Below are 23,278 nucleotides of genomic sequence, written 5' to 3'. Positions count from 1 at the left end.
GCCAGCCCGTACGGAGATTCGCAATGACTCAGATCGCCCGCATCAGCGACACCGGCAATGAACGCCGCCTGCAAGCCGAACGCCTGGTGGGCGCCGAGGCACTGCAGGAAGCCCAGGCCTTGCGCTTCAACGTGTTCAGCGGCGAATTCAACGCCAGGCTGAAAGGCGCGGAATTGGGTCTGGACATGGATGACTATGATGTTCACTGCGCCCACATCGGCGTACGTGACTTGAACACCGGGCGCCTGGTGGCGACCACTCGTTTGCTCGACCACACGGCCGCCAGCAGCCTGGGAAAGTTCTACAGCGAAGAAGAATTCAGCCTGCATGGCCTGGTTCATCTGAAAGGCCCGATCCTGGAAATCGGTCGCACCTGCGTCGACCCGGCCTACCGCAACGGCGGCACCATCGCCGTGCTCTGGGGTGAACTGGCCGAAGTGCTGAACCAGGGCGGCTACAGCTATCTGATGGGTTGCGCGAGCATTCCGATGCAGGACGGCGGCATCCAGGCCCACGCGATCATGCAACGCCTGCGCGAACGCTACCTGTGCACCGAACACCTGCGGGCCGAGCCGAAGAAGCCATTGCCGACGCTGGACATTCCATCGAACGTCATCGCCGAAATGCCGCCGCTGCTCAAGGCCTACATGCGCCTGGGCGCAAAGATCTGCGGCGAGCCGTGCTGGGACGAAGACTTCCAGGTGGCCGACGTGTTCATCCTGCTCAAGCGCGACGAGCTCTGCCCGCGTTACGCCAAGCACTTCAAGGCGGCTGTGTAATGAGCCGCTTGCGGGTGTACGCGCGAATTGCGCGAGTGCTGATGGTGGTGGCGCTGGGCTTGACCATGGCCAGTGTGTTCGGCGCGTTCGAACGACTGGGGATTGCCCATTCGATGGTCCGTCGCCAGCGCTGGTCGCGGTTTTTCATGGCGCGGCTGAGCAATGCCCTGCCCTTTCATGTCACCGTCCATGGTCAATTGCCGAAGGCGCCGATGCTCTGGGTCAGCAACCATGTGTCCTGGACCGACATTCCGCTGCTGGGCATGCTCACGCCGCTGTCGTTCCTGTCCAAGGCTGAAGTGCGCACCTGGCCGGTGGCGGGCTGGTTGGCGGCCAAGGCTGGCAGCCTGTTCATTCGCCGTGGTTCAGGCGACAGTCAGTTAATCCGCAAACAGATGACTCGCCATCTGGAACAGGAACACCCGCTGCTGATGTTCCCGGAAGGCACCACCACCGATGGCCGTTCGCTGCGCACCTTCCACGGTCGTTTGCTGTCTGCGGCGATCGATTCCGAAGTGGCGCTGCAACCGGTGGCGATTCGTTATCTGCGCAACGGCGAGCTGGATACCCTGGCACCGTTCATTGGCGATGATGATTTGCTGTCGCACCTGATGCGCTTGTTCGCCAATGATCGGGGTGAGGTGGAGATTCATCTGCTCAAGCCGATCGAGTGCCAGGATCGGGAACGCGCGGCGCTGGCGTTCGAGGCACAGCAGGCGGTGCAGAAGGCCTTGTTTGGGACGATTCCGGAACCCCGGCAAGTCCCGATTCACCCCGCCATCGCCGCTTAAACACACTTTTCTGTGGGAGCGGGCTTGCTCTCTCCCACAGTGGTTTTATGTCGCCGGCCGACTCTGCACAAAATCCTGAAGCTGCGGATAAAACAACCGAAAATCCTCGCTCAACGGTTCATACAACCGCCGCAACTCTTGCATTGCCGCGGCCAGCTCCTCGGGTCGCGTCAGTCTGCGTGAAATCCCCCGCAGCACCTGCTCAAGCACTTCGAACTCCTGATAAGCCCCCAACCAGTCATTGGCCACCATGTGCGGCGCAATCTTCGCTAGGCGCTCCGGCAACTGTGGCTCGGCCAACAGCACCCGGTAAACGTCGGAGGTGAACTGCGCCAGCGGCTGTTCCGCGTAATGCGTCCAGTCCCGGGCCAGGCAATGGTCGAAAAACACATCGAGCACGATCCCCGCATAACGTCGACGCGTCATGGAAAACCGTGACAACGAGACATCCACCAACGGATGACGGTCGGTGAAGACATCGATGCTGCGGTGCAGCTGGATGGCCGCCTCGATCTCCGGATCGAACTGCCCTTGCAGCTGCCCTTTGACGAAGTCGCCATACAGACTGCCGAGCATTTGACCGGGGCGTTGGCCACCGAGGTGCAGATGTGCGAGATAGTTCATGGGCGCAGCTTAGCACTGCCTCACCAATATCGTTATAACCCGATATACCGATTTACGCAGTCATCAGACCGAAATCATATTGGTATATCGCGAAATACCGATTTAAAGTTCGCCCCATCGCGATATAACGTTTTACTCATCACGAGCCCCAAGCCATGAACCTCGACCTCGACGAAATAATAAAAGCCCTGGCACACCCGGTACGGCGAGAAATCCTGCACTGGCTCAAAGACCCGGCCGTCGAATTTCCCGACCAGACCCACAGCAACGAGCACGGCGTCTGCGCCGGGCAGATCGATCAACGTTGCGGTTTGTCGCAGTCCACGGTGTCCGCACACCTGGCGACCCTGCAACGCGCCGGCCTGATCAGCAGCCGCAAAGTCGGCCAGTGGCATTTTTTCAAACGCAACGAGGAAACCATCCAGGAGTTCCTTCGCACCTTCAGCAAAGAGCTCTGACCCTTTGGCCGATAAGGAATCAATCATGCCCCTCTCGCTACTCATTCTGGCCTTGAGCGCCTTCGCCATCGGCACCACCGAGTTCGTCATCATGGGCTTGCTGCCCGATGTGGCGGCGGACCTCGGCGTGTCGATCCCCGGCGCCGGCTGGCTCGTGACCGGTTACGCCCTGGGCGTGGCCATCGGCGCGCCGTTCATGGCACTGGCCACCGCCAGGCTGCCGCGCAAGGCCGCGCTGGTAGCGTTGATGGGGATTTTCATCATCGGCAACCTGCTCTGCGCCCTGGCCAGTGACTACAACGTCCTGATGTTTGCCCGTGTGGTCACCGCCTTGTGCCATGGCGCGTTCTTCGGCATCGGTTCGGTGGTGGCGGCAGGCCTGGTGCCGGCCAACAAACGTGCGTCGGCCGTGGCCCTGATGTTCACCGGCCTGACACTGGCCAACGTCCTCGGCGTACCGCTGGGCACCGCGCTCGGCCAGGAAGCCGGCTGGCGTTCGACCTTCTGGGCAGTGACCGTGATCGGTGTGGTTGCGCTGATCGGCCTGATCCGCTTCCTGCCGGCCAAGCGCGATGAAGAGAAACTCGACATGCGCGCCGAACTGCGCGCCCTCAAGGGGGCCGGTATCTGGTTATCCCTGAGCATGACCGCCTTGTTCGCCGCGTCGGTCTTCACCTTGTTCACCTATGTCGCGCCGCTGTTGGGCGAAGTCACTGGTGTTTCCCCGCGTGGCGTGACCTGGACCCTGGTGCTCATCGGCCTGGGCCTGACAGTCGGCAACATCATCGGCGGCAAGCTGGCTGACAAAGGCATGGCGGCGACGCTGATCGGCGTGTTCATCACCATGGCGGTGGTCTCCACCGTGCTGACCTGGACCAGCGTGGCCCTGATCCCGACCGAAATCACCCTGTTCCTCTGGGCCACCGCGTGCTTTGCCGCCGTGCCGGCACTGCAAGTCAACGTGGTGACCTTCGGCAAGGCTGCACCGAACCTGGTGTCGACCCTGAACATCGGCGCCTTCAACGTCGGCAACGCACTCGGTGCCTGGGTCGGCGGCAGCGTCATCGCCCACGGCTTCGGCCTGACCCGCGTGCCACTCGCGGCAGCCGCACTGGCGGTGCTCGCCCTGCTGGTGACCCTGATTACTTTCCGTCAGAGCGGCGATGCCGAGCTGGCCCCCGCTACCCATTAATCGCTAAAAGAGAGCTATTAAATGACGACAATTTTCGATCCGATCAAACTGGGCGACCTCGAGTTGGCCAACCGCATCATCATGGCACCGTTGACCCGCTGCCGCGCCGACGAAGGCCGTGTGCCGAACGCGCTGATGGCCGAGTATTACGTGCAGCGCGCCTCTGCCGGCCTGATCCTCAGCGAGGCCACGTCGGTCACGCCGATGGGCGTCGGTTACCCGGACACTCCCGGCATCTGGTCCAACGACCAGGTGCGCGGCTGGAGCAACGTGACCAAAGCGATCCACGGCGCGGGCGGCAAGATCTTCCTGCAACTGTGGCACGTGGGTCGGGTTTCCCACCCTTCGTACCTGAACGGCGAAGCACCGGTCGCACCGAGTGCCATCCAGCCTAAAGGCCATGTCAGCCTGGTTCGTCCATTGGCCGACTACCCAACTCCGCGCGCCCTGGAAACCGCTGAAATCGCCGACATCGTCGACGCTTACCGCGTGGGGGCCGAGAATGCCAAGGCCGCCGGTTTCGACGGCGTGGAAATCCACGGTGCCAACGGTTACCTGCTCGACCAGTTCCTGCAAAGCAGCACCAACCAGCGCACCGACAACTACGGTGGCTCCCTGGAAAACCGTGCGCGGCTGTTGCTGGAAGTGACTGACGCCGTGATCGAAGTCTGGGGCGCTGGCCGCGTCGGCATGCACCTGGCACCGCGCGCCGACTCCCATGACATGGGCGACGACAACCTGTCCGAGACCTTCACCTACGTCGCTCGCGAACTGGGAAAACGCGGCATCGCGTTCATCTGCTCGCGCGAAAAAGAAGGCGCCGACAGCCTCGGCCCGCAATTGAAAGAAGCCTTCGGCGGCCCGTACATCGCCAACGAACGCTTCACCAAGGACAGCGCCAACGAGTGGCTGGCCAGCGGCAAGGCCGACGCGGTGGCGTTTGGTGTGCCGTTCATCGCCAACCCGGACCTGCCAGCGCGCTTGAAGGCCGATGCACCGCTGAACGAGCCGCGTCCTGAACTGTTCTACGGCAAGGGCCCGGTCGGTTATATCGACTATCCGACGCTGTAAGCCTCGACCGTTGAAATGCAAAAGCCCCGACTCGAAAGAGCCGGGGCTTTTGCGTAAGGAAGATCAAAGGTCACTGAGGCAAATGCGATGCCTTTGGTCGGCTATTCGGCGCCCTTGTAGCCGGGGCGTTCACACTCATTCACATACTCGACACAAAATCCCTACAAAATACGTAGCTCGCTACCTATCAACCTGGCGAACGTACGTATATAAAAGCATCCCATTGCAAAAAGGCGCGCGAAGCAGGGACATTCCCCGCGTCATGCCTTGACAAAAACGGATCCAATTACGCATTTTGTTTCAATTGCGCAGGCTGGGACTCAAGCGCAGCATATCCAAACCTGTGTCGACCCAACGCTCGGCTTCGATGTGCAGTTGAAAACTGTCGGGAGCCAACAGCCACTGATACAGGATGCCATCGATGTAGGCATGCAAGCTGATGGCCGCGCGGGCAGCGTCGAGGTTTTCCGGTAACTGCCCGCGATTCACCGCATTACTCAGGGCCAGCGCGATTCGCACATTGCAATCGAGGCTGACCGTTCGGCGCTGCTGGCGCAGGTCGCACATTTCATCGGTGAATTCGCACTTATGAAACAGAATCTCGTTGATGCGTCGGGTTTTCGGGTCCAGTGCAACTTGATGAAACAAATGAATCAGCAGTTTGCGCATGCAGCCCAGCGGGTCGAGTTCGTCTTGGCTTTCACTGGCCTTGGCCATTTCATTCAGCGGCTCGTGCAGGGTATCGAGCATCGCCTGCAGCAGATCCGCCTTGTTACTGAAATGCCAGTAGATAGCCCCGCGAGTCACCCCGGCCAGGGTAGCGATATCCGCCAGCGTCGTGCGTGCCACGCCCCGCTCGAAAAAGGCTTTTTCTGCCGCTTCGAGTATCTGGCTTCGGGTTTCTTGAGCTTCCTCTTTGGTGCGACGGACCATGGCAGTAAAACCTCAATCAGGGTGCCTCAGCGATGTCTGAGCATCCGCTGAATAGAAGTGAGGCGAGCGCTTTCGGGCTTCGTCTCAGGCCTACAATTCAAATCTTTGGACGGCTTTTGTAACGGTGTGGGTACGCCGCCAAGGTATTTACAAACAAGCATGAATGTAAGTATATTCCTTAGCAAGCTACTTATCCACCCGGTAAAATTTTTTAACCTTCCACCTTTCTTGTGCGCAACTTGCGCGCCTGACCCGAGGATCTTCATGCAATTCAAGCCAGCTGTTACCGCTCTGGTTACTGCCCTCGCCCTGGCATCGCTGCTCAGTGGATGTAAAAAGGAAGAGGCGGCACCTGCCGCACCCACCCCTCAGGTCGGCGTCGTAACCCTGCAACCACAAGCCTTCACCCTGACGTCCGAACTTCCGGGGCGCACCAGTGCGTTCCGCATTGCCGAAGTTCGCCCACAGGTCAACGGCATCATTCTCAAACGACTGTTCAAGGAAGGCGGCGACGTCAAGGCCGGTCAGCAGCTGTATCAGATCGACCCGTCGGTCTATGACGCGACCCTGAAAAGCGCCGAAGCCAACCTGCGTTCGACCAAGTCGATCTCCGATCGCTACAAGCAACTGGTCGACGAACAGGCCGTCAGCCGTCAGGAATACGACACGGCACTGGCCAACCGCCTGCAATCGGAAGCCTCCCTGCAGACCGCCCAGATCAACGTGCGCTACACCAAGGTCTACGCACCGATCTCCGGTCGAATCGGCCGTTCGTCGGTGACGGAAGGCGCGCTGGTCAGCAGCGGCCAGAGCGACGCCATGGCGGTCATCCAGCAACTGGACCCGATCTATGTCGACGTGACCCAGTCCTCGGTGGAGCTGCTTGAGCTGCGCCGCGAACTGGAAAGCGGTCGTCTGCAAAAAGCCGGCGACAATGCCGCCGCGGTCAAGCTGACCCTGGAAGACGGCAGCCAGTACGCCGTGGACGGCAAGCTCGAGTTCTCTGAAGTCTCGGTAGACCAGACCACTGGTTCCGTGACTCTGCGCGCGGTGTTCCCGAACCCTGATCACACCCTGCTGCCGGGCATGTTCGTTCACGCTCAGTTGCAATCCGGCGTGAACAGCGCGGCGATTCTGGCGCCGCAACAAGGCGTGACCCGCGACCTCAAAGGCACCCCGACCGCGCTGGTCGTCGGTCCAGACAACAAGGTCGAACTGCGCCAGCTCAAGGCCAGCCGTACTGTCGGCAACCAATGGTTGATTGAAGACGGCTTGAAGGCAGGCGATCGCCTGATCACTGAAGGGCTGCAATTCGTCAGACCTGGTGTTGAAGTCAAGGCCACTGAAGCCACCAACGTCAACGCCAAGAGCCCGGTCCCCGCACAGGCAGCCAAAGTCGCTGTCGGCGGCAAAGGGGAGTAAACCATGTCGAAATTTTTTATCGACCGTCCGATTTTCGCCTGGGTAATTGCCCTGGTGATCATGCTGGTCGGGGCTTTATCGATCCTCAAGCTGCCCATCAACCAATACCCGAGCATTGCGCCTCCGGCCATTGCGATCTCCGTGACTTACCCTGGCGCGTCTGCACAAACCGTGCAGGACACCGTGGTGCAGGTGATCGAGCAACAGCTCAACGGTATCGACAACCTGCGTTATGTCTCGTCGGAAAGTAACTCCGACGGCAGCATGACCATTACCGCGACCTTCGAGCAGGGCACCAGCTCCGATACCGCGCAGGTTCAGGTCCAGAACAAACTGAACCTGGCCACCCCACTGCTGCCGCAAGAAGTGCAGCAGCAGGGTATCCGCGTGACCAAGTCGGTGAAAAACTTCCTGATGGTCATCGGTGTGGTGTCGCGTGACGGCAGCATGACCAAGGACGACCTGTCCAACTACATCGTGTCGAACATGCAGGATCCGATCTCGCGGACCGCCGGTGTCGGTGACTTCCAGGTCTTCGGTGCCCAGTACGCGATGCGGATCTGGCTCGACCCGGCCAAGTTGAACAACTTCAACCTGACCCCGGTGGACGTGAAAACCGCCATCGCGGCGCAGAACGTCCAGATCTCGTCCGGTCAACTCGGCGGCTTGCCCGCCCTGCCCGGCCAGCAACTGAACGCTACGATCATCGGCAAGACCCGCCTGCAGACTGCCGAGCAGTTCAAGGAAATCCTGCTCAAGGTCAACAAGGACGGCTCGCAGGTTCGCCTCAAAGACGTCGCCGAAGTAGGCCTGGGTGGCGAGAACTATAGCGTCAGCGCCCAGTTCAACGGCAGCCCGGCTTCCGGTCTGGCGGTGAAGCTGGCCAACGGTGCCAACGCCCTCGACACCGCCAAGGCCCTGCGCAAAACCATCGATGACCTGAAGCCGTTCTTCCCGCAAGGGATGGAAGTGGTGTTCCCGTACGACACCACCCCGGTGGTGACCGAGTCGATCAAGGGTGTGGTTGAAACCCTGGTCGAAGCGATCGTGCTGGTGTTCCTGGTGATGTTCCTGTTCCTGCAGAACTTCCGCGCCACCGTCATCACCACGATGACCGTGCCGGTGGTATTGCTGGGTACATTCGGGATCCTCGCGGCATTCGGCTTCAGCATCAACACCCTGACCATGTTCGGCATGGTGCTGGCCATCGGCTTGTTGGTGGACGATGCCATCGTCGTGGTGGAAAACGTCGAACGGGTCATGAGCGAAGAAGGCCTGTCACCCAAGGAGGCCACCAAGAAATCCATGGGGCAGATCCAGGGTGCGCTGGTCGGTATTGCTCTGGTGCTGTCCGCGGTACTGCTGCCGATGGCGTTCTTCAGTGGCTCCACCGGTGTGATCTACAAGCAGTTCTCGATCACCATCGTTTCGGCCATGGCCTTGTCGGTGCTGGTTGCATTGATCTTCACCCCGGCGCTTTGCGCCACCATGCTCAAAGCGATTCCGAAAGGCGAGCACGGCACGCCGAAACGCGGCTTCTTCGGCTGGTTCAACCGCAACTTCGACCGTGGCGTCAAAAGCTACGAGCGCGGCGTCGGCAACATGCTCGCTTACAAGGCTCCGTACCTGCTGGCGTACCTGATTATCGTGGTCGGCATGATCTGGCTGTTCACCCGCATTCCAACGGCGTTCCTGCCGGAAGAAGACCAGGGCGTACTGTTTGCCCAGGTGCAAACCCCGGCCGGTTCCAGCTCCCAGCGCACGCAAGTGGTCGTGGATGAAATGCGCGAGTTCCTGCTGCGTCCGAGCAAGGATGGCGGCGAAGGCGATGCAGTGGCCTCGGTGTTTACCGTGACCGGCTTCAACTTCGCCGGCCGTGGCCAGAGTTCGGGCATGGCGTTCATCATGCTCAAACCATGGGACGAACGTAACGCCGACAACAGCGTGTTCAAACTGGCGGCCCGTGCCCAACAGCACTTCTTTACCTTCCGCGACGCCATGGTGTTTGCCTTTGCGCCACCAGCGGTACTGGAACTGGGTAACGCCACCGGTTTCGACGTATTCCTTCAGGACCGTGCCGGCATCGGTCACAACAAGCTGATGGAAGCCCGTAACCAGTTCCTCGGCATGGCGGCGCAAAGCAAGGTCCTGTCGCAAGTCCGTCCGAACGGCCTGAATGACGAGCCGCAGTACCAGCTGGAAATCGACGATGAGAAGGCCAGCGCCCTGGGCGTGACCCTCACCGACATCAACAACACCCTGTCGATTGCCCTGGGCAGTAGCTATGTGAACGACTTCATCGACCGCGGTCGTGTGAAGAAGGTTTACGTGCAAGGCCTGCCCGGCGCTCGCATGAGCCCTGAAGACCTGAAGAAGTGGTACGTGCGCAACAGCGCCGGCACCATGGTTCCGTTCTCGGCGTTCGCCAGGGGTGAATGGATCTACGGTTCACCGAAACTGGCCCGTTACAACGGCGTGGAAGCGATAGAAATCCTCGGTGCCCCGGCGCCCGGCTATTCCACCGGTGAGGCCATGGCCGAAGTCGAAGCCCTGGCCAAGAAACTGCCGGCCGGTGTCGGTATTTCCTGGACCGGTCTGTCGTACGAGGAACGTCTGTCCGGCTCGCAAGCACCAGCGCTGTACGCCTTGTCGCTGTTGATGGTGTTCCTGTGTCTGGCGGCGTTGTATGAAAGCTGGTCGATCCCGATCGCGGTCATGCTGGTCGTGCCGCTGGGGATCATCGGTGCGCTGATGGCGACCAGCCTGCGCGGCCTGTCCAACGACGTGTATTTCCAGGTGGGGCTGTTGACCACCATCGGTCTGGCGGCGAAAAACGCCATTCTGATCGTCGAGTTCGCCAAGGAACTGCATGAGCAAGGGCGTAGCCTGCGCGATGCAGCGATCGAAGCCTGCCGGATGCGTCTGCGACCGATCATCATGACCTCGCTCGCATTCGTGCTCGGCGTGGTACCGCTGGCCATTTCCACGGGCGCAGGTTCGGGTAGCCAACATGCGATCGGTACCGGGGTGATTGGCGGTATGCTCACGGCCACGATCCTGGCGATCTTCTGGGTTCCGTTGTTCTTCGTCACCGTGTCGTCCATGGGCCAGCGCAAAGTCGCCAACCAGGATGACGCCATTGAAACTCCTCAAGAGGCTGGCTAATGAGCAAGTCGCTACTCTCCCTGGCAGTCACCGCTTTCGTGCTGAGTGGCTGCTCGCTGATACCCGATTATCAGCGGCCTGAAGCACCGGTGGCGGGCCAATACCCGCAAGGCCCGGCGTATTCGCCGGCCCAGGCGCCCAACCAGGCCGCCGCCGAACAGGGCTGGAAGCAGTTTTTCCACGACCCGGCGCTGCAACAGGTGATTCAGACCGCGCTCGAGAACAACCGTGACCTGCGTGTCGCGGCGCTGAACATCGACGCTTATGCGGCTCAATACCGCATCCAGCGCGCCGACCTGTTCCCGGCGGTTTCGGCCACCGGCAGCGGCAGTCGTCAGCGGGTTCCGGCACGGGCCTCGCAAACCGGCGAAGCGAACATCAACAGTTCCTACTCGGCCACCGTCGGCATCAGCGCCTACGAACTCGACCTGTTCGGTCGGGTGCGCAGCCTGAGCGAAGAGGCCCTGCAGAAGTACTTCGCCACTGAAGAAGCACGGCGCAGCACGCAGATCAGTCTGGTGGCCAGCGTGGCCAATGCCTATCTGACCTGGCAGGCCGACAAGGAACTGCTGAAACTGACCCAGGAAACCCTCGGTGCCTTCGAGGAGAGCTACAAGCTCACCTCGCGCAGCAACGAAGTGGGCGTAGCCTCGGCGCTGGATCTGGCCCAGTCACGTACCTCGGTGGAAAACGCCCGTGCGCAACAGGCCAAGTACACCCGTCAGGTCGCCCAGGATGAAAACAGCCTGGTGTTGCTGCTCGGCACCGGCATCCCGGCCAATCTGCAAGCAGCCAAGCCACTGTCGGACGACCTGCTGAGCGACGTGCCGGCCGGCCTGCCGTCGGACTTGCTGCAACGTCGCCCGGACATCCTCCAGGCCGAATACAACCTCAAGGCCGCCAACGCCAACATCGGCGCGGCGCGGGCTGCATTCTTCCCGAGCATCAGCCTGACCGCCAATGCCGGCTCCCTGAGCCCGGACCTGTCCGGTCTGTTCAAGGGTGGTTCGGGCACCTGGTTGTTCCAGCCGCAAATCAACCTGCCGATCTTCAACGCCGGCAGCCTGCGTGCCAGCCTGGATTACTCCAAGATCCAGAAAGACATCAGCGTGGCGAACTACGAGAAGTCCATTCAAACGGCCTTCCAGGAAGTCGCCGATGGCCTGGCCGCACGTCAGACCTACACCGAGCAGTTGCAGGCTCAGCGTGATTTCGTCAGCGCCAACCAGGACTACTACCGTCTGGCCGAGCGTCGTTATCGCATCGGGGTCGACAGCAACCTGACCTTCCTCGACGCCCAGCGCCAGCTGTTCAGTGCCCAACAGGCGCTGATCACCGACCGCCTGGCGCAGCTGACCAGCGCGGTCAACCTGTACAAGGCATTGGGCGGTGGCTGGAATGAACAGACGGCGAAGAACGAGCCGTTGAAAGAAGAAGCGCCGAAGATGAAGTTGTTCTGATAGCGCCGTAAACACGAAGCCCACCGTTTGGTGGGCTTTTTGTTGGTCGTGAAAAAAACCAGCCTGTTCGCTTCACCCTCCGACTCCATTGACCAGAAACACCGGCTCTTCCAGATAATCGAGCCCCAAGCGGTTTTCGAACATTTCGTCGCGTAACGCTGCGGTCGTGAAACTGCCCAGGCCCAGCGCGGTGGCCAGCAGGGAAAAGGTCTGACTCAGATGCCCGGCATCCATCAGCGCCACCCGCAGTGCGCGGCTGAATTCGTATTTCCAGGCCATTCGCTCGACCCGCGCCGTGGAAACGAACACCGCTGCCGCATCCTTGATCCACGCCTGTCCACCACAAGCCTCGCTGATCCAGGCTCGCGGATCTTCCAAGGAAATCAGCTCAAGCCCATGACGGCGTACCGAATAGTGGTAAAGCCCCCGCTCGAAACCCTGCACGTTCATCAGCACCGCATACACCTCGGTGCCCTGCAGCGAACCGCCGGCCGGCGAGGTTTTCTTCAGGAAATAGTCACCCATGCGGTTGTGCTGCACGACGGTCGCGCCCCAGGTGTAGTAGAGCAACAAAGACAGTTGTTCCGAACTCAACGGCTGATCACTGAAGGTTCGCGACGTACGGCGATTGCACAGCGAGTCCAGCAGCGTCGGCTGAGCAATCGCACAGGCAGGCAGCAGCGGGTTTTCCAGGGCGATGAACGGATGGGACCAATAGTCCTTGAACGCCGACGGCTGAGGTTGCGCCGAGGCCTTTTGCTCCAGCTCCGTTTCCAGCTCGGCAACGCTGATGTAGGGCGTGTGCGAGCCGGTCCGGGTACTCAGGTAAAACTCCAGCGCTGCATCCCAACGGGTCCAAAGGTTGAGCGAATGCTTACCCTGGTTATACGTGACCGAACCCGATTGATTCACCACGGGCAGCAAAACACCATGGCTGACCAGTGTTCTCAGAAACGCCAGGTTGTCGTCCTGTGCAGGACTTTGCAAAACACCCGGCAGCAACAAGGCACTTTCCAGCGTTTGCGGGCTCAGGAAATGGCGCAGTAACGGCAGCAACGTCACGCCAAACTCCAGGCTCAGGTCTCGTTGCCGATCCCGAATAAAAAACGACTCCGTCCCGATGCTGAGCCAGGTGCTCTCCCTGAGTCGCAAAGGAGTCTGCGCATCCTCCGCCAGGGCCTCTTGCGCGCCCTGTTGATCACGGCCCCGCCAGAACAGGGCCTTGGGCTTCAAGGATTTGATGGCTTTGATCAACGTCAGCAGCTCCGCGTCATCGGTTCTGCGGGAAATATCCCACTCCAGGGTGATCGCTTTCACCGGGGATGAGGCGAACAGTTGGCGCAAGATATCCCAATCCCGCTGCGGATGGCCGGTGTGAACCTCAATCAATCGGTCCAGCGGCAACGAACGCAAATAGTCGTTCAGGTCATACCCCTGGGTTCTGGCGGTCGCCATCGCGCTGTCCAGATCCAGCAGGAAACCCGCCCCGCTGCGCTCCACCACACTGGAGATGAATTCACCTTCGGGCAGTTCTTCTCCACCCGGCAATGAAAACAACCGCGGCGCGTTTTCCAGCACCAGCAGTGTGGCCGTGAGCTCGCGCAATTCGATGGCATTGGCCACCACCGTGTCAGCCACCTCTTGGGCCAGGGTCGGCAAAATGAAATGCTGCGTGTCGCCACCGTGGAAACGCGACCAGGAAATATGCTCGGCCAGCCACGGCGAGCGGGTTTTGTCGCACAGTCTCCGCGTCATGTTCAGAAATTCGCGATCCATCGCGATGCCCACACTGCCCAGGGACAAACTGGACGAGTGCAGCAGGCTCGGTACTCGAGCGCTGACGTCAAGTAAACGAGGCTGCAGGATGCAGTGGGTCGGCTGAAACTCGACGTAATCGAAATGGGGCAAACCCTCAGCGAGAATTCGCTCGACCGTCGGGTCAAGTCCATCCTCCGACCGGTCATCCTGTGCCCTGCGCCGTGGCAAATGGTATTCCAGCCCTACTCCGGCCTCGGGATAGGACGAGGCATCAAACATCCCCATGTGAGCCTCCCCGGCTTCAGGCGGTCAGACCCAGCAAGCGTTGTTGCTCAGTATCAGTCCCCGATATCGCCAACAGCCCGGCATATTGGTTTTCCTGCGCTCTGACCTCTTTGGCGAGGTTTTCCAGAAGTTGACGTCCTTGTGGGGTGAATTCAGTGCTGGCCTCAAAGTCCGGCAATGCCTTGATCAAGCCTCGCAGAATGTACAGAAGACGGTTTTGCGCCCGTTGCAGCTCATCGGTCGAACGCGAACGAACCCGCCCCAGGTATTTGACCAACGCGATGTACACGTAAAACGCGTGGAAGTAGCCATAAAAGTCACGCTTCTGCCCCGACCACGGCAAGGTGTACAACGGCTCCCGCGAGGTCTCTTCCTTAACGACCGGGCACGCCTCGACAATGTGATAGAGCAACTGATGGGTGGCCTCATGCACCAGGGACTCTTCCAGATCGAGTATCGAATCATCCCGGCTCGACAACAGGATGATTCCGGTGAAACGGGACGCCGAACAGCTTCGAAATGAACCATCGGGTAAATAGAAAATCGACTTGACCAGTTTTTTGATTTGCTCACGGCAGGCGGGCCATGTGTGCTCTATGCGCAACAGGGCAATATTCACCACATCGCAAAAAAACCGTACGGAGTAACCGCTACGCTCCAACTGTTTGCGGACGGCTTCATCCTCCGGAAACTCATAACTGGGCGGCATTACTATCGCTACCAGCGGATCGACATCAAACCGATGCACAGGGGGGCAATAATGATTCACGCGGGAACTGTCGGATGCTTTGACACGCACTAACATCTCAGGAAATTCGCACAGCATTTTTTCCAGTTCACTACTGTCTTCGGTCTTTTTCGTGATGACCAGATTGGCATAATGAGCGGTCAGTACATTCCACACTTGAAACACCGGATCATTAATAATCAAGCGCTGTTCACGGGTCGGAGGGACGATAAGATCAAATGCCTGCTCAAAAAACTCTGCCAGATGTGGCGCGTTGGGAAACAACTGAAAAAGTTCGGTGTACAGCGCAACAAAGCTGGTGTATCGATTTCGACTGACACGCTCCAGCAAGACTTCAAATCGCGAAGGCTCCGAATCCGCAAGGAAGGTCGTGCCCTGAAATAAATCCTCGACCGAGAGCTCACGTTGACCACTGTTACCGATGTCCATTTCTCAACCTTCCCTTAGGTTGGCGGCAACGGCTTCGCCATTGTCAGACTGGCAATGCCATAACCCAGTTGTTCATAAAGACGACGCGCCGCATCGTTGCGACCAAAGACATGCAACCGCACTTCCTTGCATCCCGCCTGGCTCGCCCATGATTCCAGGGCCAGCAGCGATTGCTTTGCATACCCCTGGCGGCGCTCGCCGGGGTCAATGTAAATATCCAGAATGAAGGCGATCCGACCGGCTCCAGCGTGTCGTTCGGCAACCCATAATTCACCGATGCGCCGCGCTTGATCCTGGATTACCCATAGTTGATTCTTTTCAGTCAATCGCCCTTGCGGCAACAATTGCTCGAAGACGCTCCGTGCCCTTTGCGACGCCTCCTCCTGGCCCCACTCGCCGGCAGCGACCATCCCGTCGCCATATTCAGCAAGCGCTCTGTCGGCGAACGTAACAAAGTCCGCGTCATTCATTGGAGCCAAGGTGACAGACATGCGTCATTCACTCCGTGCCCGAGCGCTTCAGGTCATGAGTCTGATAAGGCCATTCGGCGTACCACCATAAAGCCCACCTTTCGTGGCACGCCAAATGGCATCACCCACCGTTAATCCATGCGCGCTTGTTGCTGCTGGTTCTGTGTATCAAATACCGCGCGTATCCCCAGGTTGCTCCGAATGCTGGAGGAAGCTGCCGTCAGTTTTGCAGCATCAATACCTTTAACCGCTGCGATCTCGTCAGTACTTAAGTGCACGCCAATATTTCTAGCCGCCCCTGCCGGATCACTGTGTAAGGCGGTGGCAAATTTTTCGTCCAGCACGGCCCGTCCCAGAACCGAGGCCAAACGTTCCTGATTGACTTTATTACCCATGGTACTTCTCCTTGTTATTTCGGCATGACGAAAAATATCCCCTGACGAAGCATGAGAGTGTCTTTTGCCCGCCTGAGGATTTTGAATATAGCAAGGCCTCTTTTCTTTTCCAGCCACGCCCATGGCTCTCTTTAAATCTTTTTACGATAACCGACAACACCAATTCTTAAGTTTAACCGGCGATTATTGATCTACCTTTAATAACAGCCAACACTGTAGGAAACGTCTTACAACTAAAGCAATAAACACTTCCATCTAACATCAACAAAACAACAAGGCGCCATTAATAGAACACACCTGCGGATGCGCCTTATCAACCCGAATAACTATGGGATTTTATTAGGAATACCTCGTACCGTCCGCGCCCAGGCTGGCGTCGATTAGTGTTCGTTAATCGCCCAAAACCCCATCCCCCCCAATTGAATCCCCCCGCCCATCCCTCGCACCATTGTCCGCACCTGCATAAATCAATAACAACAAGGTCCGACACCATGACTACGCGCCCTCTGCGCTCCGGCTGATCTCGCCCGCCCCCTTATCCGAATTCGATTTTTTGTCTGCGACCCCTTGGTTGCGGCTGTGTACTGCCTTATCCCTGACAATTAGAGAGACCCGAGTCCATGACTTCCTCCACCACGCAGTATTTGTTCCCCAGTCTGATCGCCATCGCACTGGCCGGCGCGGCCCTGCCCGCCTTGGCCGAGGAAGCAGGCTTTGTCGAAGGTGCCAAGGTCAACCTGAACCTGCGTAACTTCTACATCAACCGTAACTTCACCAATCCGACCAAGAGCCAGGGCAAGGCTGAAGAGTGGACGCAAAGCTTTATCCTCGACGCCAAATCCGGGTTCACCCAGGGCACCGTCGGGTTCGGCATGGACGTGCTGGGGTTGTATTCGGTCAAGCTCGACGGCGGTAAAGGCACCGGCGGTACGCAGTTGCTGCCGCTGGATCACGATGGCCGCCCGGCGGACAACTTCGGTCGCGCCAACGTGGCGTTCAAGGCGAAGTTGTCCCAGACCGAAGTGAAGGTCGGCGAATGGATGCCGGTGCTGCCGATCCTGCGTTCGGACGACGGTCGCTCGCTGCCACAAACCTTCCGTGGCGGCCAGATCACCTCGAAGGAAATCAATGGCCTGACGCTCTACGGCGGCCAGTTCCGCGCCAACAGCCCGCGCGACGACAGCAGCATGAATGACATGTCGATGACCGGCAAAGCGGCGTTCACCTCAGACCGCTTCAACTTCCAGGGCGGTGAATACGTCTTCAACGACAAGCGTACTCAGATCGGCCTGTGGAATGCTGAACTCAAAGACATCTACAGCCAGCAATACGTCAACCTGATCCACACCCAACCGCTGGGCGACTGGACGCTGGGCGCCAATCTCGGGTTCTTCTACGGCAAGGATGACGGCAGCGCCCGGGCGGGCGAGCTGGACAACAAGACCTGGTCGGGTCTGTTCTCGGCCAAATACGGTGGCAACACCTTTTACGTCGGCCTGCAAAAACTCACCGGCGACAACGCCTGGATGCGAGTCAACGGAACCAGCGGCGGCACCCTGGCCAACGACAGCTACAACTCCAGCTATGACAACGCCAGGGAAAAATCCTGGCAAGTGCGCCACGACTACAACTTCGCCGCTCTGGGCGTGCCGGGCCTGACCCTGATGAACCGCTACATCAGCGGCGACAACGTCCACACCGCCACCACCAGCGACGGCAAGGAATGGGGCCGCGAAAGCGAACTGGGTTACACCGTGCAAAGCGGCGCACTCAAAGACCTCAACGTCAAATGGCGCAACTCCACCATCCGCCGTGACTTCAGCAACAACGAGTTCGACGAGAACCGGCTGATCGTCAGCTATCCGATCAGCCTGCTGTAACCCCCAAACCAAATGTGGGAGCGAGCTTGCTCGTTCCCGCATGATTTGTGGCGGACAGTTACTCCCGCGACTCAACCCCCAATTCATCCCACACCGACTCGGCCAGGTGGAACGTCGCGTTGGCCGCCGGAATTCCGCAATAGATCGCGCTCTGCATGATCACTTCCTTGATCTCGCCACGGGTTACGCCATTGTTGGCGGCGGCGCGCAGGTGCAGTTTGAGTTCTTCGTTGCGGTTCATGCCGATCAGCATGGCGATGGTGATCAGGCTGCGGGTATGGCGCGGCAGGCCCGGACGGGTCCAGATGTCGCCCCAGGCGTGGCGGGTGATCATCTCCTGGAACTCCGAGTTGAACTCGGTCAGCGCGTTCAGGCTGCGGTCGACGTGGGCGTCACCGAGCACTGCGCGACGGACTTTCATGCCCTCGTCGTAACGTTGTTTCTCGTCCACAAAAAATTCCTCAATGACCTGAAAGAAACGCCAGCACCCGCTCGCTGAACGCAGCGCCGGCCTGGACGTTGGACAGGTGCGCGGCGTAGAACTCGGCGTACTCGGCGCCCCGCACATGTTCCTGAATGAAATGCCCGCCGGACGGTGGCGTTACCGCGTCTTCAGTACCGGCGATCACCAGTAGCGGCACCTTGATCGAGGACAACTGATCACGGAAATCGGCATCGCGCACCGCCGCGCAATTGGCCGCGTAACCTTCAGGCGAGGTAGCCGCGAGCATGTCGGTGATCTGCTTCGCCGCTGCCGGATTGGCAGCGGAAAAATCCGGGGTAAACCAGCGTGCAATCGACGCATCACGCAATGCCACCATTGCCGCCGCGCCGTCACGCAGAACGGTTTCAATCCGTGGGTTCCACACTGATGGATCGCCGATTTTCGCCGCGGTATTGCACACGATCAGTTTGTTCAAACGCTGACCGGCATTGATCCCCAGCCATTGGCCGATCAACCCGCCCATGGACAGACCGCAGAAATGCGCGCGCTCGATGTGCAACGCATCCAGCAGCGCCAGCACGTCGCGGCCCAGTTGCTCGATGCTGTACGGCCCTGGCGTCACCAATGACTTGCCGTGACCACGGGTGTCAAAACGCAGCACCCGAAAATGCTCGGTGAACGCCGGGATCTGCGCGTCCCACATGTGCAGGTCGGTGCCCAGTGAGTTGGACAGCACCAGTACCGGCGCATCCACCGGTCCATCGAGTTGCGGCCCTTGAATTTGGTAGTGCAGTTCGCCATCGGCGAGTTGTACGAATGCCACAGCAGTCTCCTTCAGGCAGTCAACGCAAAATGTTCAGCCACCGCTCGCTCGACCCAGGTATGGGCCTGACCGAGGTAATGGGCGGGGTCCAGCAGATGATCGAGTTCAGCGTCCGACAACTCGGCGGTCACTTGCGGCTCATCGCCGAGTACCGCGCGCAGATGACGTTGCTCGGCCACAGCACGCTTGCAGCATTGCTCCAGCAGATGATGCGCGGTGTCGCGACCGACCCGTTGCGCCAGGACGATGCTCACGGCTTCGGCGAGCACCAGGCCCTGGGTCAGGTCGAGGTTGCGGGTCATGCGCATCGCGTCCACTTCCAGTCCGTCGGCCACCAACAGCGCTTGCTGCAGGCTGCCCGACACCAAGCAGCAGATCTCCGGCAGGGTTTCCCATTCGGCATGCCACAGGCCCAGGCTGCGCTCGTGTTCCTGGGGCATCGCGCTGAACAAAGTCGAAAGCAAACCCGGCACCCGCGTCGCCGCACCGATCAGCACCGCCGCGCCCACCGGGTTGCGTTTGTGCGGCATGGTCGAGGAACCGCCCTTGCCCGGCGCCGACGGTTCGAACACTTCGCCGGCTTCGGTCTGCATCAACAGGCTGATGTCGCGGCCGAGTTTGCCGAGGCTGCCGGCGATCAAGCCAAGCACCGCGCCGAACTCCACCAGACGATCACGCTGGGTGTGCCAGGGTTGTTCCGGCAAGGTCAGTTGCAGTTCCGCGGCCAAGACTTCGGCAATCGGCATCGCCTGATCGCCAAGGGCTGCGAGGGTGCCGGAGGCGCCACCGAATTGCAGCACCAGCAGGCGCGGCTTGAGTTCCAGCAGACGCTGGCGGCTACGAGTCACGGCGCCCAGCCAACCGGCGATCTTCATGCCGAGGGTGACCGGCGTCGCGTGTTGCAACCAGGTGCGTCCGGCCAGCGGCGTGGCGACGTATCGCTTGGCCTGGGTCGCGAGGGTTTCCCCCAACTGCGCCAGATCAGCTTCGATCAGTTGCAGCGCGCGGCGCAATTGCAACACCAGGCCAGTGTCCATCACGTCCTGGCTGGTCGCGCCCAGATGCACGTAGCGCTCGGCTTCGGCATCGCTTTTGGCGATCTGCTTGCCCAGGGCCTTGACCAAAGGGATCGCCGAATTGCCCGCCGTGGCAATCGCCTCGCCGAGGGCGGCGAAGTCATAATGCTCAGCCCGGCAGGCCGCTTCGATAGACACGACAGCCGCTTGCGGAATCAGGCCAACCCGCGCTTCGGCCCGGGCCAGTGCGGCTTCGAAATCAAGCATGGCCTGAACCCGGCCCTGATCGCAGAACACCTCACGCATGTCGCGTGCGGTGAAGTAGGCATCGAACAATTGATTGCCCGGTCGCTGATTCATAAACAGTCCTTGCAGGCGAGGGCCAGTACGGCCCCCGCAGAAAGATCAAAGGTCGTTTTCCAGATACTTCGGCTGTTTCGGCAGACGCAGGCTGAACAGGAACGCCACCGCCATCATCACCGTCACGTACCAGTAGAACGAGTTTTCCATGCCTGCGGCTTTAAGGCTCAGGGCTACATATTCCGCCGAGCCGCCGAAGATCGCGTTGGCCACCGCATACGCCAGGCCTACACCCAAGGCGCGCACTTCTGGCGGGAACATTTCGGCTTTCACCAGACCGCTGATCGAGGTGTAGAAACTGACGATCGCCAGCGCCACGGTAATCAGCACAAACGCCAGGAACGGACTGCTGACACTTTTCAGGCTCAACAGGATCGGTACGGTGAACAACGTCCCGAGGGCGCCGAACCAGAGCATCGAATTGCGCCGGCCAATCTTGTCGGCGAGCATGCCGAACAGCGGCTGCATGCACATATAAAGGAACAGTGCACCGGTCATGATGTAGCTGGCGGTCTTGGCGTGCATGCCAGCGGTGTTCACCAGGTACTTCTGCATGTACGTGGTGAAGGTGTAGAAAATCAGCGAACCGCCGGCGGTGTAACCCAGCACGGTGATGAAGGCTGCCTTGTGATCGCGGAACAGCGCACCAATGCTGCCGGCATCCTTGCTTTCGCGCATTTCCTTACTGCTGGTTTCCTTGAGCGCACGACGCAGGAACAATGAAATCAACGCAGCCACTGCACCCACCACGAACGGAATCCGCCAGCCGTAGGCACGCAACTCATCCTCATTGAGGAACTGCTGCAGGATCACCACCAGCGACACCGCCAGCAACTGTCCGCCAATCAGCGTCACGTACTGGAACGACGCGAAGAACCCGCGCTGGCCCTTGAGGGCGACTTCGCTCATGTAAGTCGCGGTGGTGCCGTATTCGCCGCCCACCGACAAGCCCTGCAGCAAGCGCGCGAACAGCAGCAGGATCGGCGCCCAGACACCGATACTGTTGTAGGTCGGCAGGCAAGCGATGAGTAGCGAACCGAAGCACATCATCAGAATCGAGATCAGCATCGAATTCTTGCGCCCGTGCTTGTCCGCCAGCCGACCGAAAATCCAGCCGCCGATGGGGCGCATCAGAAACCCGGCGGCAAACACGCCCGCGGTGTTGACCAACTGCACCGTGGGGTTATCGGACGGAAAAAAGGCCGGGGCAAAGTAGATCGCACAGAAGGCGTAGACGTAGAAGTCGAACCACTCGACCAGATTGCCGGACGAGGCGCCGACAATCGCAAAGATTCTTTTGCTGCGTTCTTCACCGGTGTAGACAGCTGTGGAGGTTGTCATTGTTTTTTCACTCTGTGGGGACCGTGAGAGTCTAGACATATTTCGCAATAGTCCCGTTCCGCAGATGCATGACCTGAGAGCAATGCAATCTCTGTGGCGAGGGAGCTTGCTCCCTCGCCACAAGAACAACGATCACTCAATAATCGAAGAACACCGTTTCCGCATCCGTCCCCTGCAGAATCACATTCCACTGATAAACACCCGCAGCATCCTGCTTCGCCAACAAGGTGCCACGACGTTCGGCGGGCACGCATTCGAGCAGTGGGTCCGCCACGTTGGCTGGCTCACCATCGAAGTAAATCCGCGTCAGCAAGTGCTTCACCAACCCGCGAGCAAACACCAGCACCACCAGGTGCGGCGCCTGGGTCGTGCCCTTCAGGCCTTCCACAGTGCCCGGCTTGATCGTGGTAAAACGAAAGCGCCCTTGCGCATCCACCGGCACCCGGCCAAACCCTTCGAAGTTCGGGTCCAGGGGCTTGTCCTGATCGTCTTCGGGGTGGTCGTACTTGCCAGCGGCGTTGGCTTGCCAGACTTCGAGCATGGCGTCGTTGACGAAGTCGCCATTGCCGTCGACGACTTGCCCGGTGATCGCCACACGCTCGCCAAGAGTCTGTTCAACGGTCAAGTCTTCACGGTTCAGCCAGGTCAGGCCGATGTGGTAGTACGGTCCGACGGTGTGGGACGTGGTCGCGTTCAGCGTCATCTTATTTCTCCATCGGCGTGGCGTCGCGGCCGCGCAAAACGATGTCCCAACGATAAGCGAGGGCATAGGAAGGGATGGTTTTTTCCAGATCGAAACTGGCGATCAGGCGCTCTTTGGCGCTGGTATCGGGCACGCAGTTGTAGATCGGGTCGTAAGCCAGCAACGGGTCACCCGGGAAATACATCTGGGTCACCAGGCGCGTCAGAATGCTCGGCCCGAACAGGGAGAAATGGATGTGCGCCGGACGCCAGGCATTGTGGTGGTTACCCCACGGGTAGGCGCCAGGCTTGATGGTCTGGAATTGATACCAGCCATCGGCGTCGGTCACGGTGCGGCCGGTACCGGTGAAGTTCGGGTCCATCGGTGCGTCGTGCAGATCGCGGGCATGGTTGTAACGACCGGCGGCGTTAGCCTGCCAGATCTCCACCAGAATGCCCGGCACCGGCAGACCGTCTTCATCCAGCACACGGCCGTGGATGATGATCCGTTCACCCAATGGCTCGCCCGAGTGCTGGGCGGTCAAGTCGTTGTCCCGCTCCTGAATACGCTCGGCGCCGATGGTCGGGCCGGTGATTTCCGACAGCGAATGAGGCAAAAACACCAACGGCTTGGACGGCGAGCGAAGGTTGGTGGATTGATAAGGAGGGTGCAGGTATTCCGGCTGAGTGCCCGCCTGCGGGCGACGGTAACCTGGTTTGTCAGTCATTGCGCTTTCCTCAATTCTTATTAG

Annotated in this window: 21 protein-coding genes; 9 read left to right on the top strand and 12 right to left on the bottom strand. The window is 59.7% G+C overall.

Going from position 1 to position 23,278, the window contains the following annotated elements; translation table 11 throughout:
* Positions 1-23: 23 nt before the first annotated feature.
* Positions 24-779 carry an L-ornithine N(alpha)-acyltransferase gene (olsB, locus tag F475_RS26075; RefSeq protein WP_019580897.1) on the top strand — a complete coding sequence of 252 codons (756 nt, stop codon included), beginning with the start codon at positions 24-26 and terminating at the stop codon, positions 777-779.
* Positions 779-1,570 (top strand): 1-acyl-sn-glycerol-3-phosphate acyltransferase, encoded by a 792-nt coding sequence (locus F475_RS26070; protein WP_111455074.1) that lies wholly within the window; start codon positions 779-781, stop codon positions 1,568-1,570. The genes olsB and F475_RS26070 overlap by 1 nt, the downstream gene beginning before the upstream one ends.
* A 45-nt stretch (positions 1,571-1,615) precedes the next feature.
* On the opposite strand, the gene F475_RS26065 is transcribed toward F475_RS26070, so the two are convergent.
* Positions 1,616-2,194: an ACP phosphodiesterase gene (locus tag F475_RS26065; protein WP_111455073.1), complete on the bottom strand. Its 579-nt coding sequence runs from the start codon at positions 2,192-2,194 to the stop codon at positions 1,616-1,618.
* Positions 2,195-2,349: 155 nt separating this feature from the next.
* On the opposite strand from F475_RS26065, the gene F475_RS26060 reads away from it, so the two are divergent.
* Genes F475_RS26060 through F475_RS26050 form a run of 3 tightly spaced genes read left to right on the top strand, consistent with a single transcriptional unit; the run spans position 2,350 to position 4,915 of the window.
* Positions 2,350-2,652 carry a helix-turn-helix transcriptional regulator gene (locus tag F475_RS26060; protein ID WP_018926857.1) on the top strand — a complete coding sequence of 101 codons (303 nt, stop codon included), beginning with the start codon at positions 2,350-2,352 and terminating at the stop codon, positions 2,650-2,652.
* Between the two features lie 25 nt (positions 2,653-2,677).
* On the top strand, positions 2,678-3,844 hold the full coding sequence (locus tag F475_RS26055) for an MFS transporter (RefSeq protein WP_064619867.1): 1,167 nt from the start codon (positions 2,678-2,680) through the stop codon (positions 3,842-3,844).
* Between the two features lie 21 nt (positions 3,845-3,865).
* Positions 3,866-4,915, top strand: coding sequence for an alkene reductase (locus F475_RS26050; protein ID WP_018926859.1), 1,050 nt, complete (start codon positions 3,866-3,868; stop codon positions 4,913-4,915).
* A 300-nt stretch (positions 4,916-5,215) separates the two neighbouring features.
* Here the strand turns inward: F475_RS26050 and emhR are convergent, their stop codons facing one another.
* Positions 5,216-5,848, bottom strand: coding sequence for an efflux system transcriptional repressor EmhR (gene emhR / locus F475_RS26045; RefSeq protein WP_018926860.1), 633 nt, complete (start codon positions 5,846-5,848; stop codon positions 5,216-5,218).
* Positions 5,849-6,112: 264 nt separating this feature from the next.
* Here emhR and F475_RS26040 point away from each other — a divergent pair, with 264 nt between their 5' ends.
* From F475_RS26040 to emhC, 3 genes are read left to right on the top strand one after another with little or no spacing between them, the layout of a single operon-like run.
* Positions 6,113-7,270: an efflux RND transporter periplasmic adaptor subunit gene (locus tag F475_RS26040; protein ID WP_018926861.1), complete on the top strand. Its 1,158-nt coding sequence runs from the start codon at positions 6,113-6,115 to the stop codon at positions 7,268-7,270.
* Between the two features lie 3 nt (positions 7,271-7,273).
* Positions 7,274-10,435 carry an efflux RND transporter permease subunit EmhB gene (gene emhB, locus F475_RS26035; RefSeq protein ID WP_111455072.1) on the top strand — a complete coding sequence of 1,054 codons (3,162 nt, stop codon included), beginning with the start codon at positions 7,274-7,276 and terminating at the stop codon, positions 10,433-10,435.
* Positions 10,435-11,895 carry an efflux RND transporter outer membrane subunit EmhC gene (gene emhC, locus F475_RS26030; RefSeq protein ID WP_018926863.1) on the top strand — a complete coding sequence of 487 codons (1,461 nt, stop codon included), beginning with the start codon at positions 10,435-10,437 and terminating at the stop codon, positions 11,893-11,895. Before emhB ends, emhC begins: the two co-directional genes overlap by 1 nt.
* A gap of 72 nt (positions 11,896-11,967) precedes the next feature.
* Here the strand turns inward: emhC and F475_RS26025 are convergent, their stop codons facing one another.
* From F475_RS26025 to F475_RS26010, 4 genes are all read right to left on the bottom strand, one after another.
* Positions 11,968-13,938 (bottom strand): DUF692 family multinuclear iron-containing protein, encoded by a 1,971-nt coding sequence (locus F475_RS26025; protein ID WP_111455071.1) that lies wholly within the window; start codon positions 13,936-13,938, stop codon positions 11,968-11,970.
* A gap of 16 nt (positions 13,939-13,954) precedes the next feature.
* Positions 13,955-15,115 carry an HEXXH motif-containing putative peptide modification protein gene (locus F475_RS26020; protein WP_111455070.1) on the bottom strand — a complete coding sequence of 387 codons (1,161 nt, stop codon included), beginning with the start codon at positions 15,113-15,115 and terminating at the stop codon, positions 13,955-13,957.
* 14 nt (positions 15,116-15,129) lie between these two features.
* Positions 15,130-15,606 (bottom strand): GNAT family N-acetyltransferase, encoded by a 477-nt coding sequence (locus tag F475_RS26015; RefSeq protein ID WP_111455069.1) that lies wholly within the window; start codon positions 15,604-15,606, stop codon positions 15,130-15,132.
* A gap of 110 nt (positions 15,607-15,716) precedes the next feature.
* Positions 15,717-15,980, bottom strand: a complete 264-nt coding sequence (locus F475_RS26010; RefSeq protein WP_111455068.1) for an Os1348 family RiPP precursor — start codon at positions 15,978-15,980, stop codon at positions 15,717-15,719.
* Positions 15,981-16,600: 620 nt separating this feature from the next.
* Here F475_RS26010 and F475_RS26005 point away from each other — a divergent pair.
* Positions 16,601-17,860, top strand: coding sequence for an OprD family porin (locus tag F475_RS26005; RefSeq protein WP_018926868.1), 1,260 nt, complete (start codon positions 16,601-16,603; stop codon positions 17,858-17,860).
* Positions 17,861-17,918: 58 nt separating this feature from the next.
* Here the strand turns inward: F475_RS26005 and pcaC are convergent, their stop codons facing one another.
* The 6 genes from pcaC to pcaH form a co-directional block, all read right to left on the bottom strand.
* On the bottom strand, positions 17,919-18,311 hold the full coding sequence (gene pcaC / locus F475_RS26000; protein WP_028939260.1) for a 4-carboxymuconolactone decarboxylase: 393 nt from the start codon (positions 18,309-18,311) through the stop codon (positions 17,919-17,921).
* 10 nt (positions 18,312-18,321) lie between these two features.
* On the bottom strand, positions 18,322-19,128 hold the full coding sequence (gene pcaD / locus F475_RS25995; protein ID WP_111455067.1) for a 3-oxoadipate enol-lactonase: 807 nt from the start codon (positions 19,126-19,128) through the stop codon (positions 18,322-18,324).
* Between the two features lie 11 nt (positions 19,129-19,139).
* Positions 19,140-20,504: a 3-carboxy-cis,cis-muconate cycloisomerase gene (locus F475_RS25990; RefSeq protein ID WP_064619881.1), complete on the bottom strand. Its 1,365-nt coding sequence runs from the start codon at positions 20,502-20,504 to the stop codon at positions 19,140-19,142.
* Positions 20,505-20,549: 45 nt separating this feature from the next.
* Positions 20,550-21,845, bottom strand: a complete 1,296-nt coding sequence (locus tag F475_RS25985) for an MFS family transporter (protein ID WP_064619884.1) — start codon at positions 21,843-21,845, stop codon at positions 20,550-20,552.
* A gap of 136 nt (positions 21,846-21,981) precedes the next feature.
* A complete protein-coding gene (gene pcaG, locus F475_RS25980; protein ID WP_018926873.1) occupies positions 21,982-22,548 on the bottom strand; it encodes a protocatechuate 3,4-dioxygenase subunit alpha in 567 nt (188 codons plus the stop codon).
* A gap of 1 nt (position 22,549) precedes the next feature.
* On the bottom strand, positions 22,550-23,254 hold the full coding sequence (gene pcaH / locus F475_RS25975) for a protocatechuate 3,4-dioxygenase subunit beta (RefSeq protein ID WP_111455066.1): 705 nt from the start codon (positions 23,252-23,254) through the stop codon (positions 22,550-22,552).
* Positions 23,255-23,278 lie beyond the last annotated feature (24 nt).

It is taken from the genome of Pseudomonas sp. URMO17WK12:I6, assembly GCF_003253625.1.
GTDB lineage: Bacteria > Pseudomonadota > Gammaproteobacteria > Pseudomonadales > Pseudomonadaceae > Aquipseudomonas.
This window is presented reverse-complemented; position numbering and strand designations above follow the sequence as displayed.

Coding starts and splice junctions, on each gene's coding strand:
- F475_RS26010 (WP_111455068.1), bottom strand. CDS start 15,980: ATGGGTAATAAAGTCAATCAGGAACGTTTGGCCTCGGTTCTGGGACGG.
- F475_RS26015 (WP_111455069.1), bottom strand. CDS start 15,606: ATGTCTGTCACCTTGGCTCCAATGAATGACGCGGACTTTGTTACGTTC.
- F475_RS25990 (WP_064619881.1), bottom strand. CDS start 20,504: ATGAATCAGCGACCGGGCAATCAATTGTTCGATGCCTACTTCACCGCA.
- pcaG (WP_018926873.1), bottom strand. CDS start 22,548: ATGACGCTGAACGCGACCACGTCCCACACCGTCGGACCGTACTACCAC.
- F475_RS26020 (WP_111455070.1), bottom strand. CDS start 15,115: ATGGACATCGGTAACAGTGGTCAACGTGAGCTCTCGGTCGAGGATTTA.
- F475_RS26025 (WP_111455071.1), bottom strand. CDS start 13,938: ATGGGGATGTTTGATGCCTCGTCCTATCCCGAGGCCGGAGTAGGGCTG.
- emhB (WP_111455072.1), top strand. CDS start 7,274: ATGTCGAAATTTTTTATCGACCGTCCGATTTTCGCCTGGGTAATTGCC.
- olsB (WP_019580897.1), top strand. CDS start 24: ATGACTCAGATCGCCCGCATCAGCGACACCGGCAATGAACGCCGCCTG.
- pcaH (WP_111455066.1), bottom strand. CDS start 23,254: ATGACTGACAAACCAGGTTACCGTCGCCCGCAGGCGGGCACTCAGCCG.
- F475_RS26060 (WP_018926857.1), top strand. CDS start 2,350: ATGAACCTCGACCTCGACGAAATAATAAAAGCCCTGGCACACCCGGTA.
- F475_RS26055 (WP_064619867.1), top strand. CDS start 2,678: ATGCCCCTCTCGCTACTCATTCTGGCCTTGAGCGCCTTCGCCATCGGC.
- F475_RS26065 (WP_111455073.1), bottom strand. CDS start 2,194: ATGAACTATCTCGCACATCTGCACCTCGGTGGCCAACGCCCCGGTCAA.
- F475_RS26040 (WP_018926861.1), top strand. CDS start 6,113: ATGCAATTCAAGCCAGCTGTTACCGCTCTGGTTACTGCCCTCGCCCTG.
- F475_RS26070 (WP_111455074.1), top strand. CDS start 779: ATGAGCCGCTTGCGGGTGTACGCGCGAATTGCGCGAGTGCTGATGGTG.
- F475_RS26050 (WP_018926859.1), top strand. CDS start 3,866: ATGACGACAATTTTCGATCCGATCAAACTGGGCGACCTCGAGTTGGCC.
- F475_RS25985 (WP_064619884.1), bottom strand. CDS start 21,845: ATGACAACCTCCACAGCTGTCTACACCGGTGAAGAACGCAGCAAAAGA.
- F475_RS26005 (WP_018926868.1), top strand. CDS start 16,601: ATGACTTCCTCCACCACGCAGTATTTGTTCCCCAGTCTGATCGCCATC.
- emhC (WP_018926863.1), top strand. CDS start 10,435: ATGAGCAAGTCGCTACTCTCCCTGGCAGTCACCGCTTTCGTGCTGAGT.
- emhR (WP_018926860.1), bottom strand. CDS start 5,848: ATGGTCCGTCGCACCAAAGAGGAAGCTCAAGAAACCCGAAGCCAGATA.